The 16,164-nt window shown below is 34.5% G+C and carries 17 protein-coding genes and 1 tRNA gene; 15 read left to right on the top strand and 3 right to left on the bottom strand.

Annotation, left to right across the window (positions count from 1 at the left end):
- Positions 1–97 precede the first annotated feature (97 nt).
- The 3 genes from ACHRV3_RS10800 (at position 98) to ACHRV3_RS10790 (ending at position 2,320) form a co-directional block, all read left to right on the top strand.
- Entirely contained in the window at positions 98–430 is a 333-nt protein-coding gene (locus tag ACHRV3_RS10800; RefSeq protein ID WP_395434625.1) for a hypothetical protein, read from the top strand.
- Positions 427–1,608 carry a hypothetical protein gene (locus ACHRV3_RS10795; RefSeq protein WP_395434624.1) on the top strand — a complete coding sequence of 394 codons (1,182 nt, stop codon included), beginning with the start codon at positions 427–429 and terminating at the stop codon, positions 1,606–1,608. Before ACHRV3_RS10800 ends, ACHRV3_RS10795 begins: the two co-directional genes overlap by 4 nt.
- Positions 1,609–2,131: 523 nt before the next feature.
- Complete coding sequence (locus tag ACHRV3_RS10790) at positions 2,132–2,320, top strand: hypothetical protein (protein ID WP_131701513.1); 189 nt, start codon at positions 2,132–2,134, stop codon at positions 2,318–2,320.
- Between the two features lie 144 nt (positions 2,321–2,464).
- Here ACHRV3_RS10790 and ACHRV3_RS10785 read toward each other — a convergent pair whose 3' ends face one another.
- Positions 2,465–2,917: a DUF4442 domain-containing protein gene (locus tag ACHRV3_RS10785; RefSeq protein WP_047774035.1), complete on the bottom strand. Its 453-nt coding sequence runs from the start codon at positions 2,915–2,917 to the stop codon at positions 2,465–2,467.
- A gap of 255 nt (positions 2,918–3,172) precedes the next feature.
- On the opposite strand from ACHRV3_RS10785, the gene ACHRV3_RS10780 reads away from it, so the two are divergent.
- The 5 genes from ACHRV3_RS10780 to ACHRV3_RS10760 all read left to right on the top strand — a co-directional run bounded on the left by ACHRV3_RS10780 (position 3,173) and on the right by ACHRV3_RS10760 (position 7,473).
- A complete protein-coding gene (locus ACHRV3_RS10780) occupies positions 3,173–3,628 on the top strand; it encodes a DUF4870 domain-containing protein (RefSeq protein ID WP_047774455.1) in 456 nt (151 codons plus the stop codon).
- 128 nt (positions 3,629–3,756) lie between these two features.
- Positions 3,757–4,089, top strand: a complete 333-nt coding sequence (locus ACHRV3_RS10775) for a PadR family transcriptional regulator (protein ID WP_047774036.1) — start codon at positions 3,757–3,759, stop codon at positions 4,087–4,089.
- Positions 4,090–4,091: 2 nt separating this feature from the next.
- The gene (locus ACHRV3_RS10770; RefSeq protein ID WP_395434623.1) at positions 4,092–5,816 is read left to right on the top strand and encodes a PspC domain-containing protein; all 1,725 of its coding nucleotides are present in this window, start codon (positions 4,092–4,094) and stop codon (positions 5,814–5,816) included.
- Positions 5,817–5,819: 3 nt separating this feature from the next.
- Positions 5,820–6,551, top strand: a complete 732-nt coding sequence (locus tag ACHRV3_RS10765; protein ID WP_230003144.1) for a head GIN domain-containing protein — start codon at positions 5,820–5,822, stop codon at positions 6,549–6,551.
- 88 nt (positions 6,552–6,639) lie between these two features.
- The gene (locus tag ACHRV3_RS10760) at positions 6,640–7,473 is read left to right on the top strand and encodes a GIN domain-containing protein (RefSeq protein WP_395427240.1); all 834 of its coding nucleotides are present in this window, start codon (positions 6,640–6,642) and stop codon (positions 7,471–7,473) included.
- Between the two features lie 616 nt (positions 7,474–8,089).
- Here ACHRV3_RS10760 and trxB read toward each other — a convergent pair.
- Positions 8,090–9,037, bottom strand: a complete 948-nt coding sequence (trxB, locus tag ACHRV3_RS10755; protein WP_047774043.1) for a thioredoxin-disulfide reductase — start codon at positions 9,035–9,037, stop codon at positions 8,090–8,092.
- Between the two features lie 360 nt (positions 9,038–9,397).
- Here trxB and ACHRV3_RS10750 point away from each other — a divergent pair, with 360 nt between their 5' ends.
- Entirely contained in the window at positions 9,398–10,390 is a 993-nt protein-coding gene (locus ACHRV3_RS10750; protein ID WP_395434622.1) for a hypothetical protein, read from the top strand.
- A gap of 63 nt (positions 10,391–10,453) precedes the next feature.
- Here the strand turns inward: ACHRV3_RS10750 and ACHRV3_RS10745 are convergent.
- Positions 10,454–10,528 (bottom strand) — tRNA-Pro (locus ACHRV3_RS10745).
- 332 nt (positions 10,529–10,860) lie between these two features.
- Here ACHRV3_RS10745 and ACHRV3_RS10740 point away from each other — a divergent pair.
- From ACHRV3_RS10740 to ACHRV3_RS10715, 6 genes are all read left to right on the top strand, one after another.
- Positions 10,861–11,628 (top strand): ParA family protein, encoded by a 768-nt coding sequence (locus ACHRV3_RS10740; RefSeq protein ID WP_047774047.1) that lies wholly within the window; start codon positions 10,861–10,863, stop codon positions 11,626–11,628.
- Between the two features lie 5 nt (positions 11,629–11,633).
- A complete protein-coding gene (locus ACHRV3_RS10735) occupies positions 11,634–12,536 on the top strand; it encodes a ParB/RepB/Spo0J family partition protein (RefSeq protein ID WP_047774049.1) in 903 nt (300 codons plus the stop codon).
- Entirely contained in the window at positions 12,536–13,096 is a 561-nt protein-coding gene (locus ACHRV3_RS10730) for a DUF5683 domain-containing protein (RefSeq protein WP_047774051.1), read from the top strand. The genes ACHRV3_RS10735 and ACHRV3_RS10730 overlap by 1 nt, the downstream gene beginning before the upstream one ends.
- A 38-nt stretch (positions 13,097–13,134) precedes the next feature.
- Positions 13,135–13,836 carry a 4-hydroxy-tetrahydrodipicolinate reductase gene (dapB, locus tag ACHRV3_RS10725; protein WP_047774053.1) on the top strand — a complete coding sequence of 234 codons (702 nt, stop codon included), beginning with the start codon at positions 13,135–13,137 and terminating at the stop codon, positions 13,834–13,836.
- A 57-nt stretch (positions 13,837–13,893) separates the two neighbouring features.
- Positions 13,894–15,447 (top strand): signal peptidase I, encoded by a 1,554-nt coding sequence (gene lepB / locus ACHRV3_RS10720; RefSeq protein ID WP_230003150.1) that lies wholly within the window; start codon positions 13,894–13,896, stop codon positions 15,445–15,447.
- Positions 15,448–15,548: 101 nt separating this feature from the next.
- A complete protein-coding gene (locus tag ACHRV3_RS10715; protein WP_395434621.1) occupies positions 15,549–16,163 on the top strand; it encodes a WbqC family protein in 615 nt (204 codons plus the stop codon).
- The last annotated feature ends 1 nt before the right edge of the window (position 16,164 follow it).

Raw genomic sequence — 16,164 nt, 5'->3', positions numbered from 1 at the left:
GTAAACTTCGGCTTCTTTATATGAATACAAGAAATTAGAAATAATTGCTTAAAAAACATATATTAGTTCCCGGAAATTACCATCTTCCAACCTCATTATGAAAGCACACACACCATCCAATCTGTATCATTTTCTAGATTTAATACGAGAAAGACCGGAATTATATATCGGAAACAAGACATTAACCACATTATGTGATAACATTAATGGATATAACTTATGCTACACTTTAAATAGTGCAGATGAAAACCTTACTCCGCATTGGCAGGAATTTCATGATTTTGTTGCTTTACAATTAAATTATTCCGAGTCAACATCCGGTTACAAAAACATGATTCTTGAAAGTAATGATTTTGATGAAACAGAATCGCTAAAAGTATTTTATCAGTTATTAGATTTATTTAAAGAAGAAAAATCTAAACTTATATGATACATCAAATTACGGAAAGCCAATACTGTTATATTGAATTCGATTTTACAAATGAGGAAAACTTTAGCGCTTTAAAACAAACATTCGAAATATTAAAAGACTCCAAAAATAATTCCGTCGAAAGGGCTGACGAATTCTGGCTTGCCACATTTCCGGAATATGCTTTAGTAAAATTCAAATTCTTAGATTCAGATTTAAAACCAGATTTTGTGACAAACAAAGAGACAGAATCTACCTGGCATTTTTATTCTCTTATCGAATTATTATCTATAAATTACGAAATAGAATATATCGACTTAAAAAAGACAGACACTACCAAAGGCATACTTATATACGATGCCTACTCTTATCCATATGGCGGAATCGAAGGACTTCTTGTGTTTTTAAAGTCTTTTAATTGTGAACCCAGAATATACGATGACGGAACCGGAGTCTATAATTATCCTCAACATAAAGTCATTCAAAAAGACGAGGCCAGAAATTCCAGGTGGACTTTCTATAAGTTGAAAAAATTATTTAAAATATCGTTTATCTTATTATTTATAAATCTAATTGTAAGTTGCACAACTAAAACGGTTTCCTTGCAATTTGAAAAAGAAGTAATGTACGAGATTTATCCTGACCTTATAGATTCGGTTTGGGTTAGCGCAAGTTATCGCTTTAGTCCTCCACCGCCGTCACATATCGAAATAACGCCGGAATATAACATCGAACAAAAAAAAGAATCCAAGAAAAGATTCAATGAAGAATTAGCACATTTTAAAAAATCTGGTTTTATAGTAAATCTGGTTGTTCTGGACAAAGTAACTAAAATCAAAGAGAATCAAAAAGAACTTAAAGAACACTTTAGAGACGTTGTTCTATCAGAAAACAGTCTTTCCGATACACTCGAATACAAAATTGACAGAAAAAGGATTGATTCTTATACCATTTTCAAACTAAGGTACCTTTCTCTAATACCCCGAAAAGGAGAAAGGTTGTACTACAATGAATTCGGGTATTCTATACGAGGGATACTTTACTTTAGTCGCATTCAATTTGATTCTGAAAAAAAATATGGTGTACTCATAGCAGGAATCAATTGTGGCGATGGGTGCGAAAAAGGCTTTCGTGTCTATATCAAAAAAATAAAGAACAAATGGATTGTTGATAAAATAGAAGAAGCTTGGATTGCTTAGTGGCATTACTTTTGAGATGACGGATAAGCAACAAAAATTAATCTAACTTAAATTACATGTCCGGAATTATCCTTTTTTTATTAGTCACTTCACCACTAATTTTTCAAATACTATTTGGAAGAAAAGCTATCGCAGAAAGCATAAAATTAAATTTATCTCAAGTGTGTTTGATTAGTTTTATTTCACAAATTGTATTTTTTTTCTTAGCCTCTGAAACCCTTAGTTCTAATTTAGAGGGACGATCTCATTGTGGGATGCCTTTTGTTGGATTATTAGTTTTAAACTTCTTTTTTATAATCGTTTTATTCATAACAATGTTAATTCAATTTTTCATCAAAAGGTCGTATGACTCTGAGGAACAAGAATAAGAAAACAGATTCAAGACTGTTCACATTTTACATTTTAACATCTGACAATTCACATTTACAAAAACATTAACAATACACTTATTCTTACGAACCGAAAATCCTTTTATATTTGATTCGTTCAAAAACAGAATCATCAACTTTCAAAAACACAAAAAATGACAAAAGTAATTACAGTATTGACCGTTGCTTTATTTTCAGTTGGTATATCAGCTCAGGAAACTAAACCGGCAGCTAAAAAAGAAACAGCAGCAAAAACAACAAGCAAAGAAAAATCTAAATCTGACGCAAAAACTTGTGACATGTCTAAAAAAGACAGTAAAAAATGTTGCTCTAAAAAGAAGTAATCTTTGTTAATTTCAAAAAGAAAAGCCGTTTCATAATTCATGAAACGGCTTCGTTTTTTATATATTTTACTTCCAGGCAAAGCTATTCAAAAACCTCTTCACCTTTGTGCCTCTGTACCTTTGAACCTCTCCTCAAAAAAAAACCTACTTTAACCTAACACTCCACTCAAAATCCATTTCTGAGACTTGAACGCCTTCTTCGTTGGTTCCTATAGATTTCATCCAGAAAGTTTGTCCTTCTCCGGTTGCAATAGTTTGCTGAATCGCTTCGGCTATTAAATGCCCGTCGTTACAGGCAAATGTAATTCGGCCTGTTGCCTTTTTAGTAAAGTTCCCTTTGTTGTTGGCTACTAACATAGAAATCTTTCTTCCGCTTTCCTGAATTTGAGAAATCACCAAAGCGCCTGTTGTTAGCTCAGCCGCCATTGCCTGAACTGCAAAATACATCGAACTAAACGGATTCTGATTAATCCAACGGTGCTTTACACTTACGATACAACTGTCTTTGTCGATTGCTTTTACCCGAACGCCACAAATGAACGCTGAGGGTAACTTGAATAATACAAATTTGTTGAGTTTGGAAACTGAAACTGCCATATTATTTATTTTTTTATGTAAAAATACAAAAAAACTATGCACGCACAATAAATTCTTCTTACTTTCCTACAATAGCCGTAAACACTGGCATTAGCACTGATTTTCAAGCTTTCTAATGTGTATTCAAAACCTTATACATGTTAAAATTTTGTTAACATTTGGTACTATGCAAAACAAGATACTGTCTTTTGGATATATATTTGCATAAGAAATTACTATATACTTTTAATCATGGAAACATCAACACCACTCATCATGGAAACAACATCAGAAAAGAACACTGCAACGTTCACACATCTTAGTGCATTAAGTCAATATATTATTCCATTTGGGAATTATATTTTTCCAATCCTGATCTGGACGGGTTACAAAGACAAATCAGAATTTGTAAACCACCACGGAAAACAGGTATTGAATTTTCAATTGAGTTTATTGCTTTACACTTTGATTCTGGCTTTAATTGCAATTCCGATTTTCATCAGTGTCGTATTGCAAAATATTCCGATCGAAGCTTTTCTTTACAATGACAACTATGTAATCAGAAATTTCAACTTTGACGGGCATATCGGATTATTAAGCGTTGGAGCAACGGCGGTTTTACTTTTTGGAATGTTAAAAGTAGTAGAGTTCTTTTTAATCATTTATGCTTCTATAAAAACATCAAACGGAGAATATTACAAATACCCACTCACAATTCCTTTTATAAAGTAATTGTAAAAGATTAAAAGTTATACGACAATACGAGCTAGTTCTAACAGAATAAATTCGAGATCAATCATCAATCAACCATCATCAATCAAAAAACGAATTGTTCAATCTAAAAAAAACAAAATGAAATTATGAACATTGAAAACACAAAAGCACAGATGCGCAAAGGTGTTCTTGAGTTTTGCATCTTATCGGTATTAAAAGAAAAAGACGCATATACATCAGAAATATTAGACACTTTAAAAAACGCCAAATTACTAGTTGTTGAAGGAACTGTTTATCCACTTTTAACTAGATTGAAAAACGACGGCTTACTTAATTATCGTTGGGAAGAATCAACTTCAGGACCACCACGAAAATATTATGGATTAACTGAAATAGGACAAACATTTTTAAACGAACTTAGCGGTACCTGGACAGAATTGTCTGACGCCGTAAAACTAATCACCAATCAAAAACAATAGTCATGAACAAAACAGTAAATATTAACTTAGGAGGTATGTTTTTTCACATCGATGAAGATGCATATGTAAAACTAACGCGCTATTTTGACGCTATAAAACGATCCCTGAATAATTCTTCCGGACAGGATGAAATTATTAAAGACATCGAAATGCGTGTTTCTGAATTACTAACAGAAAAACAAAAAAGCGAGAAACATGTTGTGGCATTGAAAGACGTTGATGAGGTGATTGCAGTTATGGGTCAGCCGGAAGATTATATCATTGAAGACGAAGAAAAATCAAACCAGACCTTTAATGGATCCGGTACCAGAAAACACAAAAAATTATACCGTGACAAAGAGAAAGGTATGCTTGGTGGTGTAGCAACAGGTTTAGGTCATTATTTTGGAATTGAAGCGGTTTGGATAAAAATTCTATTCTTAATATTTGTCTTCGCAGGTTTTGGAACAGGAATTTTAGCTTATTTCGTTCTTTGGGTTGTAACTCCGGAAGCTGTTACAACATCTGAAAAACTGGAAATGACAGGGGAACCGGTAACCATTAGCAACATTGAAAAAAAGGTTCGTGAAGAAATTGAATCTTTATCTGACAAATTTAAAAATGCAGATTATGATCAAATGGGAAACCAGGTAAAGTCGGGAGCTGAGAGAATAAGTAGTTCATTTGGAGACTTTATCATGACGGTTTTTAAAGTCTTTGCTAAGTTTTTAGGAATTATTTTGATCATGTCAGGAATATCAACTTTAATTTTATTGTTGATTGGCGTTTTTACTTTGGGATCAAACATTTTTATTGAGTTCCCATGGCAGAATTTTGTTGACGCAGGAAATTTTACCGACTATCCGATCTGGGTGTTTGGTTTACTAATGTTCTTTGCTGTTGGAATTCCGTTTTTCTTTTTGACACTTTTAGGTTTCAAACTATTATCACCAAACCTGAAATCAATTGGAAACATTACTAAATATACGTTGTTGGCCGTTTGGATTATTGCGGTAGCTATTGCAATAAGTGTTGGAATAAAACAAGCTACTGAACTTTCATACGACAATAAAGTAGTGGAGAAAAAAACAATCAACATTGACCCTCAGGATACCCTTTTTGTAAAATTCAGATACAATGATTATTATGCTAAAGGCCTGAATCATCACAGAGATTTCGAATTTGTACAGGATTCTGCAAACAATGCCTTAATCTACTCAAATGATGTCCGTTTACATGTTTTGCGTACCGATAATGCAACGGCTTATTTACAAATAGAAAAAACCGCCAGAGGAAATTCTTTTACAGCTGCCAAACAAAGAGCCGAAAAAATTGACTACAAAATTCAACTAAATGGAAATCAATTAGTTTTAGACAATTATTTCTTAACAGGGGTTAAAAATAAATTCAGAGGACAAGAAGTTGATGTATATTTGTACTTGCCGGAAGGACAGTTGTTTAAACCGGACACTTCTGTACAAGATTATGATGATTCTGAAAATGATTTCTTCAACTTACACTTTAGCGGCGACTATAACTATAAAGTAGAAGGTTCAAAAGTTAAATGTCTTAATTGTCCAGCGGATGAAAATGACTTTGATGAGGATGCAGACGAAGAAAACAATATTGTTACAGACACTGTAAAAGAAGTATCGATTAAAATTAATGGAAAAGAAGTTTTAAACGGTAAAAAAACTACCGGAAAATTAACCACAGACAAAAACGGAGTAATAATCAAAATTAACTAAGCCATGATAAAAATAATCATTCATATTACGAAATTTGTAGTTGCTACTATCACTGCATTGTTGTTTGCCTCTTGTGGTAACATCAACAGTGTTGAAGGAAGCGGAAAAGTTACTAAGGAAAAAAGAATCGTTAACGGAGATTTCAAAAACGTATCCGTAAGCAATGCCATTGATCTGGTTATCGTACAATCTGACTCTACAGAAGTTGTTGTTGAAGCCGATGACAATTTACAGGACAACATCATTACTAAAGTAGAAAACGGGACATTGAGAATTAGCTGTAAATTTAGTTCTTTCCGAAATGTTACAATGAAAACAGTGACGGTAAAAATGCCGGTTATTGATAAATTGGAAGCTTCAAGCGCTTCTAATGTACAAAGCAAAAACACCATTCGTGCAGTAGATATAAGTCTGGAAAGCTCTAGTGCTGCTAATATGATGGTTGATGTAGAATCTGACAATATTAGTTGCAATTCAGGAAGCGGAAGTAATATCAATATCAAAGGAAAAGCATTAAAAATCACCACTTCAGCATCCAGCGGAGCCACTATTGATGCACAGAAATTATTAGCAAACGAAGTTCATGCTGATGTTTCGAGCGGAGGAACTATAAATGTACATCCTATAGTAAGTCTAAAAGCGGAAGCTTCCAGCGGAGGAAACATAAATTATGACACTACTCCTAAAATTATTGAAAAAACAGCGAGTTCGGGAGGGAACATTAGCAAGAGTTAAACCTTACTAATGTGTTAAATATAGAAGAAATCATTCACCAAAAGTGGATGATTTTTTTATATTTGTCTAAAATCAAATTATAGAATTAATGAAAAAGAACACCGCCTTACTCCTATTATTATTACTTACAACGGTAACTTTCGCACAAAAGAGAGAGAAAATAAAAGGATCTAAAATCGTAACCACTTCGGTAAAAGAAGTAGGAGAATTTGATGGTATTGAAGCCGATGATAATTTGGAAGTTTACCTGGAAAAAGGAGAGAAAAACGAGATCAAAATCGAAGCCGATGACAATCTTCATGACATCATTGGAATGGACCTTAGAGACCGAACACTTCGTTTGTATACTTCTAAAGAAACTACCATTTTTAAAAAACTGATTGTTCGCGTTACCTATACAAACTCTTTTAAAAATGTAATTGCAAAAAATGAAGCCGCTATTTATGCCCTTCAGGAAGTTCAATTAGACGACATTACCTTTAATAGCCTCGATTATTCTAAACTATTCCTGAATGTGAATTCAAAAAAATTCACTTTGATTGCCGACGACAAATCAAAAACAGAACTCAACTTAAAATCAGAAGACGCCAGTTTACAATTAAGCAAAAGCGCTTCAATTAAAACACTGGTATCTGCCATAAAATTCAAATGTGATTTATATCAGAAAGCTGTTGCTGCTATTGAAGGTATTGCCGAAAAAGCAACCATTCGTTTAGACAATAATTCTATTTTCACGGGAACAAAATTCACTTTAAAAGATTCTAATGTTACAGTTGAGAACTATGCGACAGCAAGTATTCTGGCAGAAACCACCATTGCAATAGCCGTTGGTGACCATGCAGAACTTTCTCTTCTTGGAAACCCAACGATACAACTAACCCGTTTTTCTGAAGAAGCTAAACTTATTAAGAAGATTAAGTAGGGGGATTTAGTTTTCAGTCGCGGTCTCAGTTTTCGGTTTTCGGTTTTCGGTCTCAGTTACGGTTTACTCTTTTCGGGACTGCTACTATTTAATTCAAGTTCCTAGTTTTCTTATCCCTAAAACGAAGCAAGTTGTATCTCATTTTCTGAATTGTTATACTGTAAATTAAAAGATTTATAAAAGGATCATTTTGAACAGCCTCCTGTTTTAGCTCTACATCATTAAGTTAGGAGCTTTTTTCACGCAGATTCTGCGGATTCTGGGGATTTTTTTATTTTAATCCGCTAAAATCTGCGTGAGACTTTTTTTGATAATCCTTTAATTAATGACATTGTGCTTTAGCTGGAGGAATATTGCTACAGCCAAAATATATCGTGCTTCTTTCGGCTAAAGCCAACTGTGCGCCTCTTAATTATTTACCCCCAGCTAAAGCAGGGAGCTATTCAAATAGTAACAGATTAAAAAAATAGTTAACTCACAACTTGAATTATTTAAGTAAAAACAAAAAAACCGTTTCAAAAATATGAAACGGTTTTTTCCTTTATTGTAAACAGACCTCTGAGACTTTAAACTCAGACTGTAAACTGAGACTGTAAACTGAGACTGCAAACTAAAATTATTCTTTCCCAGCCAAATATCTTTCAGCATCTAAAGCAGCCATACATCCCGTACCTGCGGCCGTAATTGCTTGACGGTACACGTGATCTGCAGCATCACCGGCTACAAAAACACCGGCTATATTGGTATTAGAAGTACCCGGAGTATTAATAATATATCCGGTTTCGTCTAAAGTAAGATAGTCTTTAAAAATATCGGTGTTTGGTTTATGACCAATTGCAACGAAAAATCCTGTTGCAGGAATATCAAAAATCTCTCCTGTTGTTTTGTTTTTAGCTCTAATAGCAGAAACTACCTGTTCGTCTCCAATAACTTCAACCGTATCGTGATTCATTAAAATCTCAATATTCTCTGTTTTACGAACACGATCTTCCATGATTTTTGAAGCTCTGAATTTTTCGCTTCTCACCAACATGGTTACTTTTTTACAAAGTTTAGACAAATAGTGTGCTTCTTCACAAGCAGAATCTCCTGCTCCAACAATAACTACTTCCTGATTGCGGTAGAAAAATCCGTCACAAACCGCGCAAGCAGAAACACCACCACCCATTTGCAAGTAATGCTGCTCTGATGGTAAACCTAAATATTTAGCCGAAGCACCAGTAGAAATAATGACCGTCTCACAGTGTAATTCGATGGTATCGTTTATCCAAACTTTATGAATGTCTCCTGAAAAATCAACTTTAGTTGCCCAACCATCGCGAATATCAGCACCAAAACGTTTTGCTTGTTCTTGTAATTGAATCATCATTTCAGGACCGGTAACACCGTCAACATAACCTGGAAAATTCTCTACTTCATTTGTTGTAGTCAACTGGCCTCCCGGCTGCATTCCCTGATATAAAACTGGATTCATGTTAGCTCTGGCAGCGTAAATAGCAGCGGTATAACCTGCAGGACCAGAACCTATAATAAGGCATTTAATTTTTTCAATAAGATTTGACATAATTATGATTGTATTAATAATTGATGGTGCAAAAGTAAGTTTTTATTGTGGGATATGGGAATCCACATAATCAGTTTTTGTTATTCTGAAATAGAGCATTACAAATAGAACCAAAATAAAAAGTCTGTTCTACGGCTACAGAAAAACATTCTGACAACACTGCTGTAGTCTTTTCTTTATTACTTAAGAATAAAAGTATCAAATACTAATCAAACCCATACATAGCAAGCTGTAAGAGTGTTAAACATTTTAACTTTTCTATACTTTATAACCAAGTATTTATACCTGTTTTTAGAATCGCTCGCAGGAGTACATTTCGCTTTTGTGTATTTTTATCGATAACAACTTAAAATAAGTACTATGAAAACAAAACTACTTTTTCTTTCTATTTTTTTATTATTCTTTTTAAATGGCTACACTCAGGTAAAACGATTTACCTCTGATAGTCCTGGTTATATGAAAACAACTTATATTTTTACTGATGCTCCCAAAATAGTAAAAGTAGATGGTGCCGGAACCGAAATTACTGACGATGAAAATATCCCACTTCGAGCACCTATAGGGGCAAGATTTCAAGTTTACAATGAAATTAAAAACTCCAGAAATGTTATCACCCATTTTATAATAAAGTTTTTATACTATAATAACACAAAAAGAGCAAATTCTTATCTGACCTATAATGTTACAGAAACTACAGATGAAAAAGAATCCCGAAAAAGCATAAAAGAAGAGCAACTTACACCTGCAAAAGCTACCACTGCAGAAGAGTACAAACTTACCGAAAAAGCAGCCAAAACCTTAAACAAAGAAAAATTAGATGATCTTCCGGATGCCTATTTTAAAGTACCAGTTTCAGATCTTGAAAAATTTGCAGCGGTATATGTTCCACAATCAAAATATCATTTTGCATATGGGACTATTAGCTATCTGGCTAGAATTCGACCTCGCACACACGACATCCCGAGTAAATGGTCCACTGACCTTAGCCTTGGACTTGCTGCAGGACTGCGGTATGACCTTACAGAAAACTGGGCGATCACAGGACTTGGCGGTGTAGCCATAACCCGCATATCGATTGATAAAAATTCTGTTCGAAATCTTGAAATCACTACTCCAATAGAAAAACCTGCCATTACACCTAATATTAATGCTATGATTTCATACAAAAACTTCTCCTTTGGATTGGGCGCTGGTTTTGATTGGATTAATCGCGATGGAACACCGGAAGCCGCAGCATGGGTTTACAATAAAAAATTGTTTTATGGTATCTCTATTGGTATTAATGTGTTCACCAGTAATTCAGAAAACACAGTACCTCAGGATGGAGATCAGGATCAAAACAAAAAAGGATAAATAGAAAATACTATAATTTGCATAGAACAAAAAAAAGCCGAACATTTCTGTTCGGCTTTTTTGTCGGGGTGGCAGGATTCGAACCTGCGGCCTCCTGCTCCCAAAGCAGGCGCGATAACCGGGCTACGCTACACCCCGTAAGCGGCTGCAAAGATAGAACTATTTTCGGCTTATCCAAAAGAATTTTAAAAATAAGAGCAATTTATTTTACAGTCCTGTCTGCAAAAACTAAAAACGATCTTATAAACTACTGGTAATGAAAATCAAATCCCATTTACACCCTGTTCAACTTTTTTTTAAAGAATTTGAAAAAATTAAATTTTACAGCTTTTTTCCTTTAAAAATAAAAAAAAAAACCAAATCAAACACGCACAAAACAACGCTTAATCGAAGTTTCTTAAATGTTAACAAAATAGATTTTCAAAAACCATAAATAATTGTATTTTTACGGTTCAAAATTCAGAAAATAAATGGGCAAAATCATTGCGATTGCTAATCAAAAAGGAGGCGTTGGAAAGACTACTACATCTGTAAATCTTGCAGCCTCATTAGGTGTTTTAGAAAAAAAAGTGTTACTGATAGATGCTGATCCTCAGGCAAATGCTACATCTGGCCTTGGGATTGATGTAGAATCTGTAGAAATTGGTACTTATCAAATACTTGAACATAGTCACACCCCAAAAGAAACTATAGTTCAATGTACCGCTCCAAATGTTGATGTGATACCTGCTCATATTGACCTTGTTGCCATCGAAATCGAATTGGTTGATAAAGAAAACAGAGAATATATGCTTAAAAAAGCATTAGAAAGTGTTAAAGACGAATACGATTATATCATTATCGACTGTGCACCTTCATTAGGTTTACTAACCTTAAATGCATTAACAGCGGCTGATTCTGTAGTTATTCCGATTCAATGTGAGTATTTCGCACTTGAAGGATTAGGAAAATTACTGAACACTATAAAAAGTATTCAAAAAATACACAACCCGGATCTTGACATTGAAGGATTATTATTAACCATGTACGACTCGAGATTGCGTTTATCCAATCAGGTTGTAGAAGAGGTGCAAAAACACTTTAACGATATGGTTTTTGATACCGTTATTCAGCGTAATGTAAAATTAAGTGAAGCACCAAGTTTTGGAGAAAGCATCATTAATTATGACGCTACCAGTAAAGGAGCAGTTAATTACATCAATCTGGCTCAAGAAATTATAAAGAAAAACAGTAAATAGTTTTTATGACAAAAGCAATTAAAAAACAAGCCTTAGGAAGAGGATTATCAGCCTTATTAAAAGATCCGGAAAACGACATTACCTCAGTAGAAGACAAAAATGCTGACAAAGTTGTTGGAAATATAATAGAGCTTGAAATAAGTGCTATCGAAATAAATCCATTTCAACCAAGAAGTAATTTTAACGAAGAATCATTACGCGAATTAGCCACTTCTATTAAAGAACTAGGCGTAATTCAACCTATTACTGTTCGAAAATTAGATTTCAATAAATACCAGTTAATTTCCGGAGAGCGTCGTTTGCGCGCTTCGACTTTAGTGGGTTTAAATACGGTTCCTGCTTATATTCGTATTGCGAATGACAACGAATCATTGGTTATGGCTTTGGTTGAAAACATTCAACGTCATGACTTAGATCCTATTGAGATCGCTCTTTCTTACCAGCGTTTAATTGATGAAATTCAATTGACTCAAGAACAAATGAGCGAACGTGTGGGAAAAAAACGTTCTACAATTGCCAACTATTTACGTCTTTTAAAATTAGATCCGATTATCCAGACCGGTATTCGTGATGGTTTTATCAGTATGGGACACGGTAGAGCAATCATTAACATTGAAGATTTAGACATTCAGACCGATATTTATCAAAAAATAGTAAGTCAAAATTTATCTGTTCGCGAAACAGAGAGTTTGGTAAAAAACTACCACGAAAGTTTAAAGCCACAGGCAGAAGGAAAACCGAAACCGGAATCTTCTTTTGAAGTCGAAGAAACTAAAAAAAGCACTTTCAATGATTATTTTGGCGCGAAAGTTGACATAAAAGTTGCCAATAACGGAAAAGGAAAAATCACAATTCCTTTTAGTTCCGAGGCCGACTTTAACAGAATTATAAAATTAATAAACGGATAGTGAATAAAATTGTCCCCATAGGATTATTGTTCTTTCTCACAGGAACCGTATCTCTTTTTGCTCAGGCAAAAGAAGACACGGTTTTGGTCGTTAAAGACACAACCAAGTTACAAGAAATTGATCCGCTAACCCCTGCAAAAGCAGCATTCTATTCTGCAATCGTACCGGGTCTGGGTCAGGCTTACAATAAAAAATACTGGAAAATACCATTGGTTTACGGAGCAATTGGTACCAGTTTATATTTCTATATAGACAACAATAAAAAATACCACGATTACCGTGATGCTTACAAAAGTCGTCTGGAAGGTAAAACCGATGACGACTATAGATACCTGGATGACAGCAGGCTTATCGCCGGACAGAAATTCTATCAGCGTAACAGAGACTTATCTGCCTTATTTATTGTAGGTTTTTATGTTTTGAACATCATCGATGCTAATGTCGATGCGGCTCTGATTCAATTTAATGTGAATGAAAGACTATCGATGCGTCCCGAAATTTATCCCAACGATGTAACGTTCAGACCAAATGTAGGACTAACTTTTAATTACACCTTTTAATAGACTTCACCTCTATTTAAAATTCAAAAAATACACAAATGAAAATTGCTCTTTTAGGATACGGAAAAATGGGTAAAGTAATCGAACGAATTGCTTTAGAAAGAGGTCATGAGATTGTTTTAAAGAAAGATGAAAACAATACCTATGACGGACTTTCAACAGCAGATGTTGCGATCGATTTTAGCGTTCCCGCTGCCGCCGTTGACAATATTACAAATTGTTTTCACTCCAATGTTCCGGTAGTATCAGGAACAACAGGATGGTTAGAACATTACGATAAAATGGAAGCCCTTTGCAACGAAAAACAAGGTGGTTTTATCTCCAGTTCTAACTTTAGTTTAGGCGTAAATGTCTTTTTCGAACTGAATGAATACTTAGCCAAAATAATGGCTCAATTTGATTCTTATAAAGTTACGATGGAAGAAATTCACCATACTCATAAACTGGATGCTCCAAGCGGAACTGCCATTTCATTAGCCAAAGGGGTTATTGAAAACAGCACCTATACCAATTGGACTATGGAGGAAGCAAAAGCAAATGAAATTTTTATTGAAGCAAAAAGAATTGGAGAGGTTCCGGGCACACACACCGTAACTTATGACTCAGTTATTGACAGCATCGAATTAAAACATACTGCCCACAACCGTGAAGGTTTTGCCCTTGGAGCCGTTATAGCTGCGGAATGGCTAGCCGGTAAAAAAGGTATTTACAGTATGAAAGACGTATTAAATTTAAAATAAACTACTTACCGTTTAAGGCCTAATTTTTTTCAAACCTTAAACTTAAAACAAAATATTATGACACTATATCTTTGGTTTATTTTTTTCCTGGCCGTACAAGTTATTCATTTTTTAGGAACATGGAAAATGTATCAGGCAGCCGGAAGAAAAAGTTGGGAAGCTGCAATTCCGGTATACAATGCTATTGTTTTAATGAAAATAATTGGCCGACCAACCTGGTGGACTTTATTGCTTTTTATTCCTATTATCAACCTGATTATGTTTCCGGTTGTTTGGGTAGAAACCTTAAGAACATTTGGTAAAAAAACCACTTTAGATACGGTTTTGGGCATATTTACTTTAGGATTCTATATCTATTATGTAAGCCATACTCAGAAGTTAGTATACACAAAAGACAGAAAATTAACTCCCGAAAATAAAGCAGCTGACACAGTAAGCTCTTTGCTTTTTGCGATCATAGTAGCAACATTAGTACATACTTATATTGTACAACCTTACACGATTCCAACTTCTTCGTTAGAAAAATCATTATTAATTGGTGACTTTCTATTTGTAAGTAAAGTAAATTATGGCCCAAGAGTCCCAATGACAACGGTAGCTTTACCAATGGTTCACGATTCTATCCCTTTAACCAAGCAAAAATCATATCTGAAATGGCCACAATTACCTTATTTCAGATTACCGGCTTTAGAAAAAATCAAACGATGTGATATTGTCGTTTTTAACTGGCCAGCTGATACCGTGCATTATTTCTACGAACCAAAAGGAAGACCAGGAGTCATCAAACCAATCGACAAAAAATCGAATTACGTAAAAAGATGTGTTGGTATTCCGGGAGACAGTTTGTCAATAAAAGACGGCTTGGTTTTCATCAACGGAAAAAAATTAGTTTTACCGGAAAGAGCTAAACCTCAATATTCTTACGCTGTTGCGTTGGATGGAAAAACGTCAATAGACTTTGAATCACTGTTAAGAGAATTAGATATTACAGACCGTGCCGGTTTTAAAAGCGAGAAAAGAGATACGCTTTATTTTGCCGCTTTGACTGAAGCCAGCGCTGAAAGAATAAAAAATACACCTGGAGTTACCGCAGTAAAAAGAGAAATCGACAGAGGAAACGACAATGCTATTTTTCCCCATATCGACAAATGGAGTCAGGACAATTTTGGTCCAATCTATATTCCGGAAGCAGGAAAAACAGTTGCTTTAAACAATGTATCGTTGCCTTTTTACAAAGAAATCATCACTAATTACGAAGGAAACACCTTAGAAATAAAAGGTTCCCAGTTCTTAATTAATGGAAAACCGGCTACGACTTATACCTTCAAACAAAACTATTATTGGATGATGGGAGACAACCGTCACAACTCTGAAGATAGTCGTTATTGGGGTTACGTTCCTGAAAATCACATTGTAGGCAAACCCGTTTTCATCTGGATGAGCTGGGATACCAACGGAAAAGGGATTAATAAAGTTCGTTGGGACCGCGTTTTCACAACCGTAGATGGCGAAGGACAACCACAATCTTACTTTAAATACTTCTTAATTCTACTGGCAGCTTATTTTGTTGGAGATTTTTTCTGGAGAAAAAGAAAAGAAAACAAAGCATAAATAGAAGTTTTTTTAGTTTCAGGTTTCAAGTTTCAGGTTTTGTTTAAGAACATGAAACCTGAAACTTGAAACCTGAAACTTTTAAACAAAAACACAAAACAATGAATTCCTTATTACTTCCTACCTATTTTCCGTCCATCAGCCACTTTGCAGTTATGGCTCAATCTGAAAATATTACTTTTGAGATGGAAGATAATTTCCAGAAGCAAACCAACCGTAACCGTACTTATATCTACAGTCCAAACGGGATACAGTTACTAAACATCCCTGTTAAACATTCAAAAGCAGCACATCAAAAAACCAAAGAGGTTTTGATTGAAAATGAATTTGACTGGCAAAAACAACATTTTAAATCTCTGGAAGCAGCGTACAGAAGCTCTCCCTTTTTTGAGTTTTTTGAAAACGACATTCTTCCTGTTTTTGAAAAAAAACATACTTTTTTGATGGATTTAAACCTTGAAGTATTCGAGATTGTTACCAAATGTCTTCGAATGAAAATTGAATTCGGCAAAACGACAGAGTACTTTCATGAAGCAGAAAACATAACCGACTTCAGATACTTGGCAAACGGAAAAAAAGACGCTAATACCTTCGAAAAATACCCTCAGGTGTTTGACGACAAACATGGTTTCATCAACAACCTAAGTGTATTGGATTTGCTTTTTAATGAAGGGAAATTTGCTGTGGATTATTTGAAGACTCAGAAGATACAGTAGT

The sequence above is a fragment of the Flavobacterium sp. FlaQc-49 genome (assembly GCF_044005985.1).
Taxonomy (GTDB): Bacteria; Bacteroidota; Bacteroidia; order Flavobacteriales; family Flavobacteriaceae; genus Flavobacterium; species Flavobacterium cupriresistens.
The sequence above is the reverse complement of the archived record's forward strand: the minus strand, read 5'-3'. Positions and strand labels throughout refer to the sequence as shown.

Bases quoted from the DNA above. Each gene is read 5' to 3' on its own strand.
- ACHRV3_RS10795 (WP_395434624.1), top strand. From the start codon at position 427: ATGATACATCAAATTACGGAAAGCCAATACTGTTATATTGAATTCGAT.
- ACHRV3_RS10765 (WP_230003144.1), top strand. From the start codon at position 5,820: ATGATAAAAATAATCATTCATATTACGAAATTTGTAGTTGCTACTATC.
- ACHRV3_RS10760 (WP_395427240.1), top strand. From the start codon at position 6,640: ATGAAAAAGAACACCGCCTTACTCCTATTATTATTACTTACAACGGTA.
- ACHRV3_RS10750 (WP_395434622.1), top strand. From the start codon at position 9,398: ATGAAAACAAAACTACTTTTTCTTTCTATTTTTTTATTATTCTTTTTA.
- ACHRV3_RS10770 (WP_395434623.1), top strand. From the start codon at position 4,092: ATGAACAAAACAGTAAATATTAACTTAGGAGGTATGTTTTTTCACATC.
- dapB (WP_047774053.1), top strand. From the start codon at position 13,135: ATGAAAATTGCTCTTTTAGGATACGGAAAAATGGGTAAAGTAATCGAA.
- ACHRV3_RS10740 (WP_047774047.1), top strand. From the start codon at position 10,861: ATGGGCAAAATCATTGCGATTGCTAATCAAAAAGGAGGCGTTGGAAAG.
- ACHRV3_RS10800 (WP_395434625.1), top strand. From the start codon at position 98: ATGAAAGCACACACACCATCCAATCTGTATCATTTTCTAGATTTAATA.
- lepB (WP_230003150.1), top strand. From the start codon at position 13,894: ATGACACTATATCTTTGGTTTATTTTTTTCCTGGCCGTACAAGTTATT.
- trxB (WP_047774043.1), bottom strand. From the start codon at position 9,037: ATGTCAAATCTTATTGAAAAAATTAAATGCCTTATTATAGGTTCTGGT.
- ACHRV3_RS10790 (WP_131701513.1), top strand. From the start codon at position 2,132: ATGACAAAAGTAATTACAGTATTGACCGTTGCTTTATTTTCAGTTGGT.
- ACHRV3_RS10735 (WP_047774049.1), top strand. From the start codon at position 11,634: ATGACAAAAGCAATTAAAAAACAAGCCTTAGGAAGAGGATTATCAGCC.
- ACHRV3_RS10775 (WP_047774036.1), top strand. From the start codon at position 3,757: ATGAACATTGAAAACACAAAAGCACAGATGCGCAAAGGTGTTCTTGAG.
- ACHRV3_RS10780 (WP_047774455.1), top strand. From the start codon at position 3,173: ATGGAAACAACATCAGAAAAGAACACTGCAACGTTCACACATCTTAGT.
- ACHRV3_RS10785 (WP_047774035.1), bottom strand. From the start codon at position 2,917: ATGGCAGTTTCAGTTTCCAAACTCAACAAATTTGTATTATTCAAGTTA.
- ACHRV3_RS10715 (WP_395434621.1), top strand. From the start codon at position 15,549: ATGAATTCCTTATTACTTCCTACCTATTTTCCGTCCATCAGCCACTTT.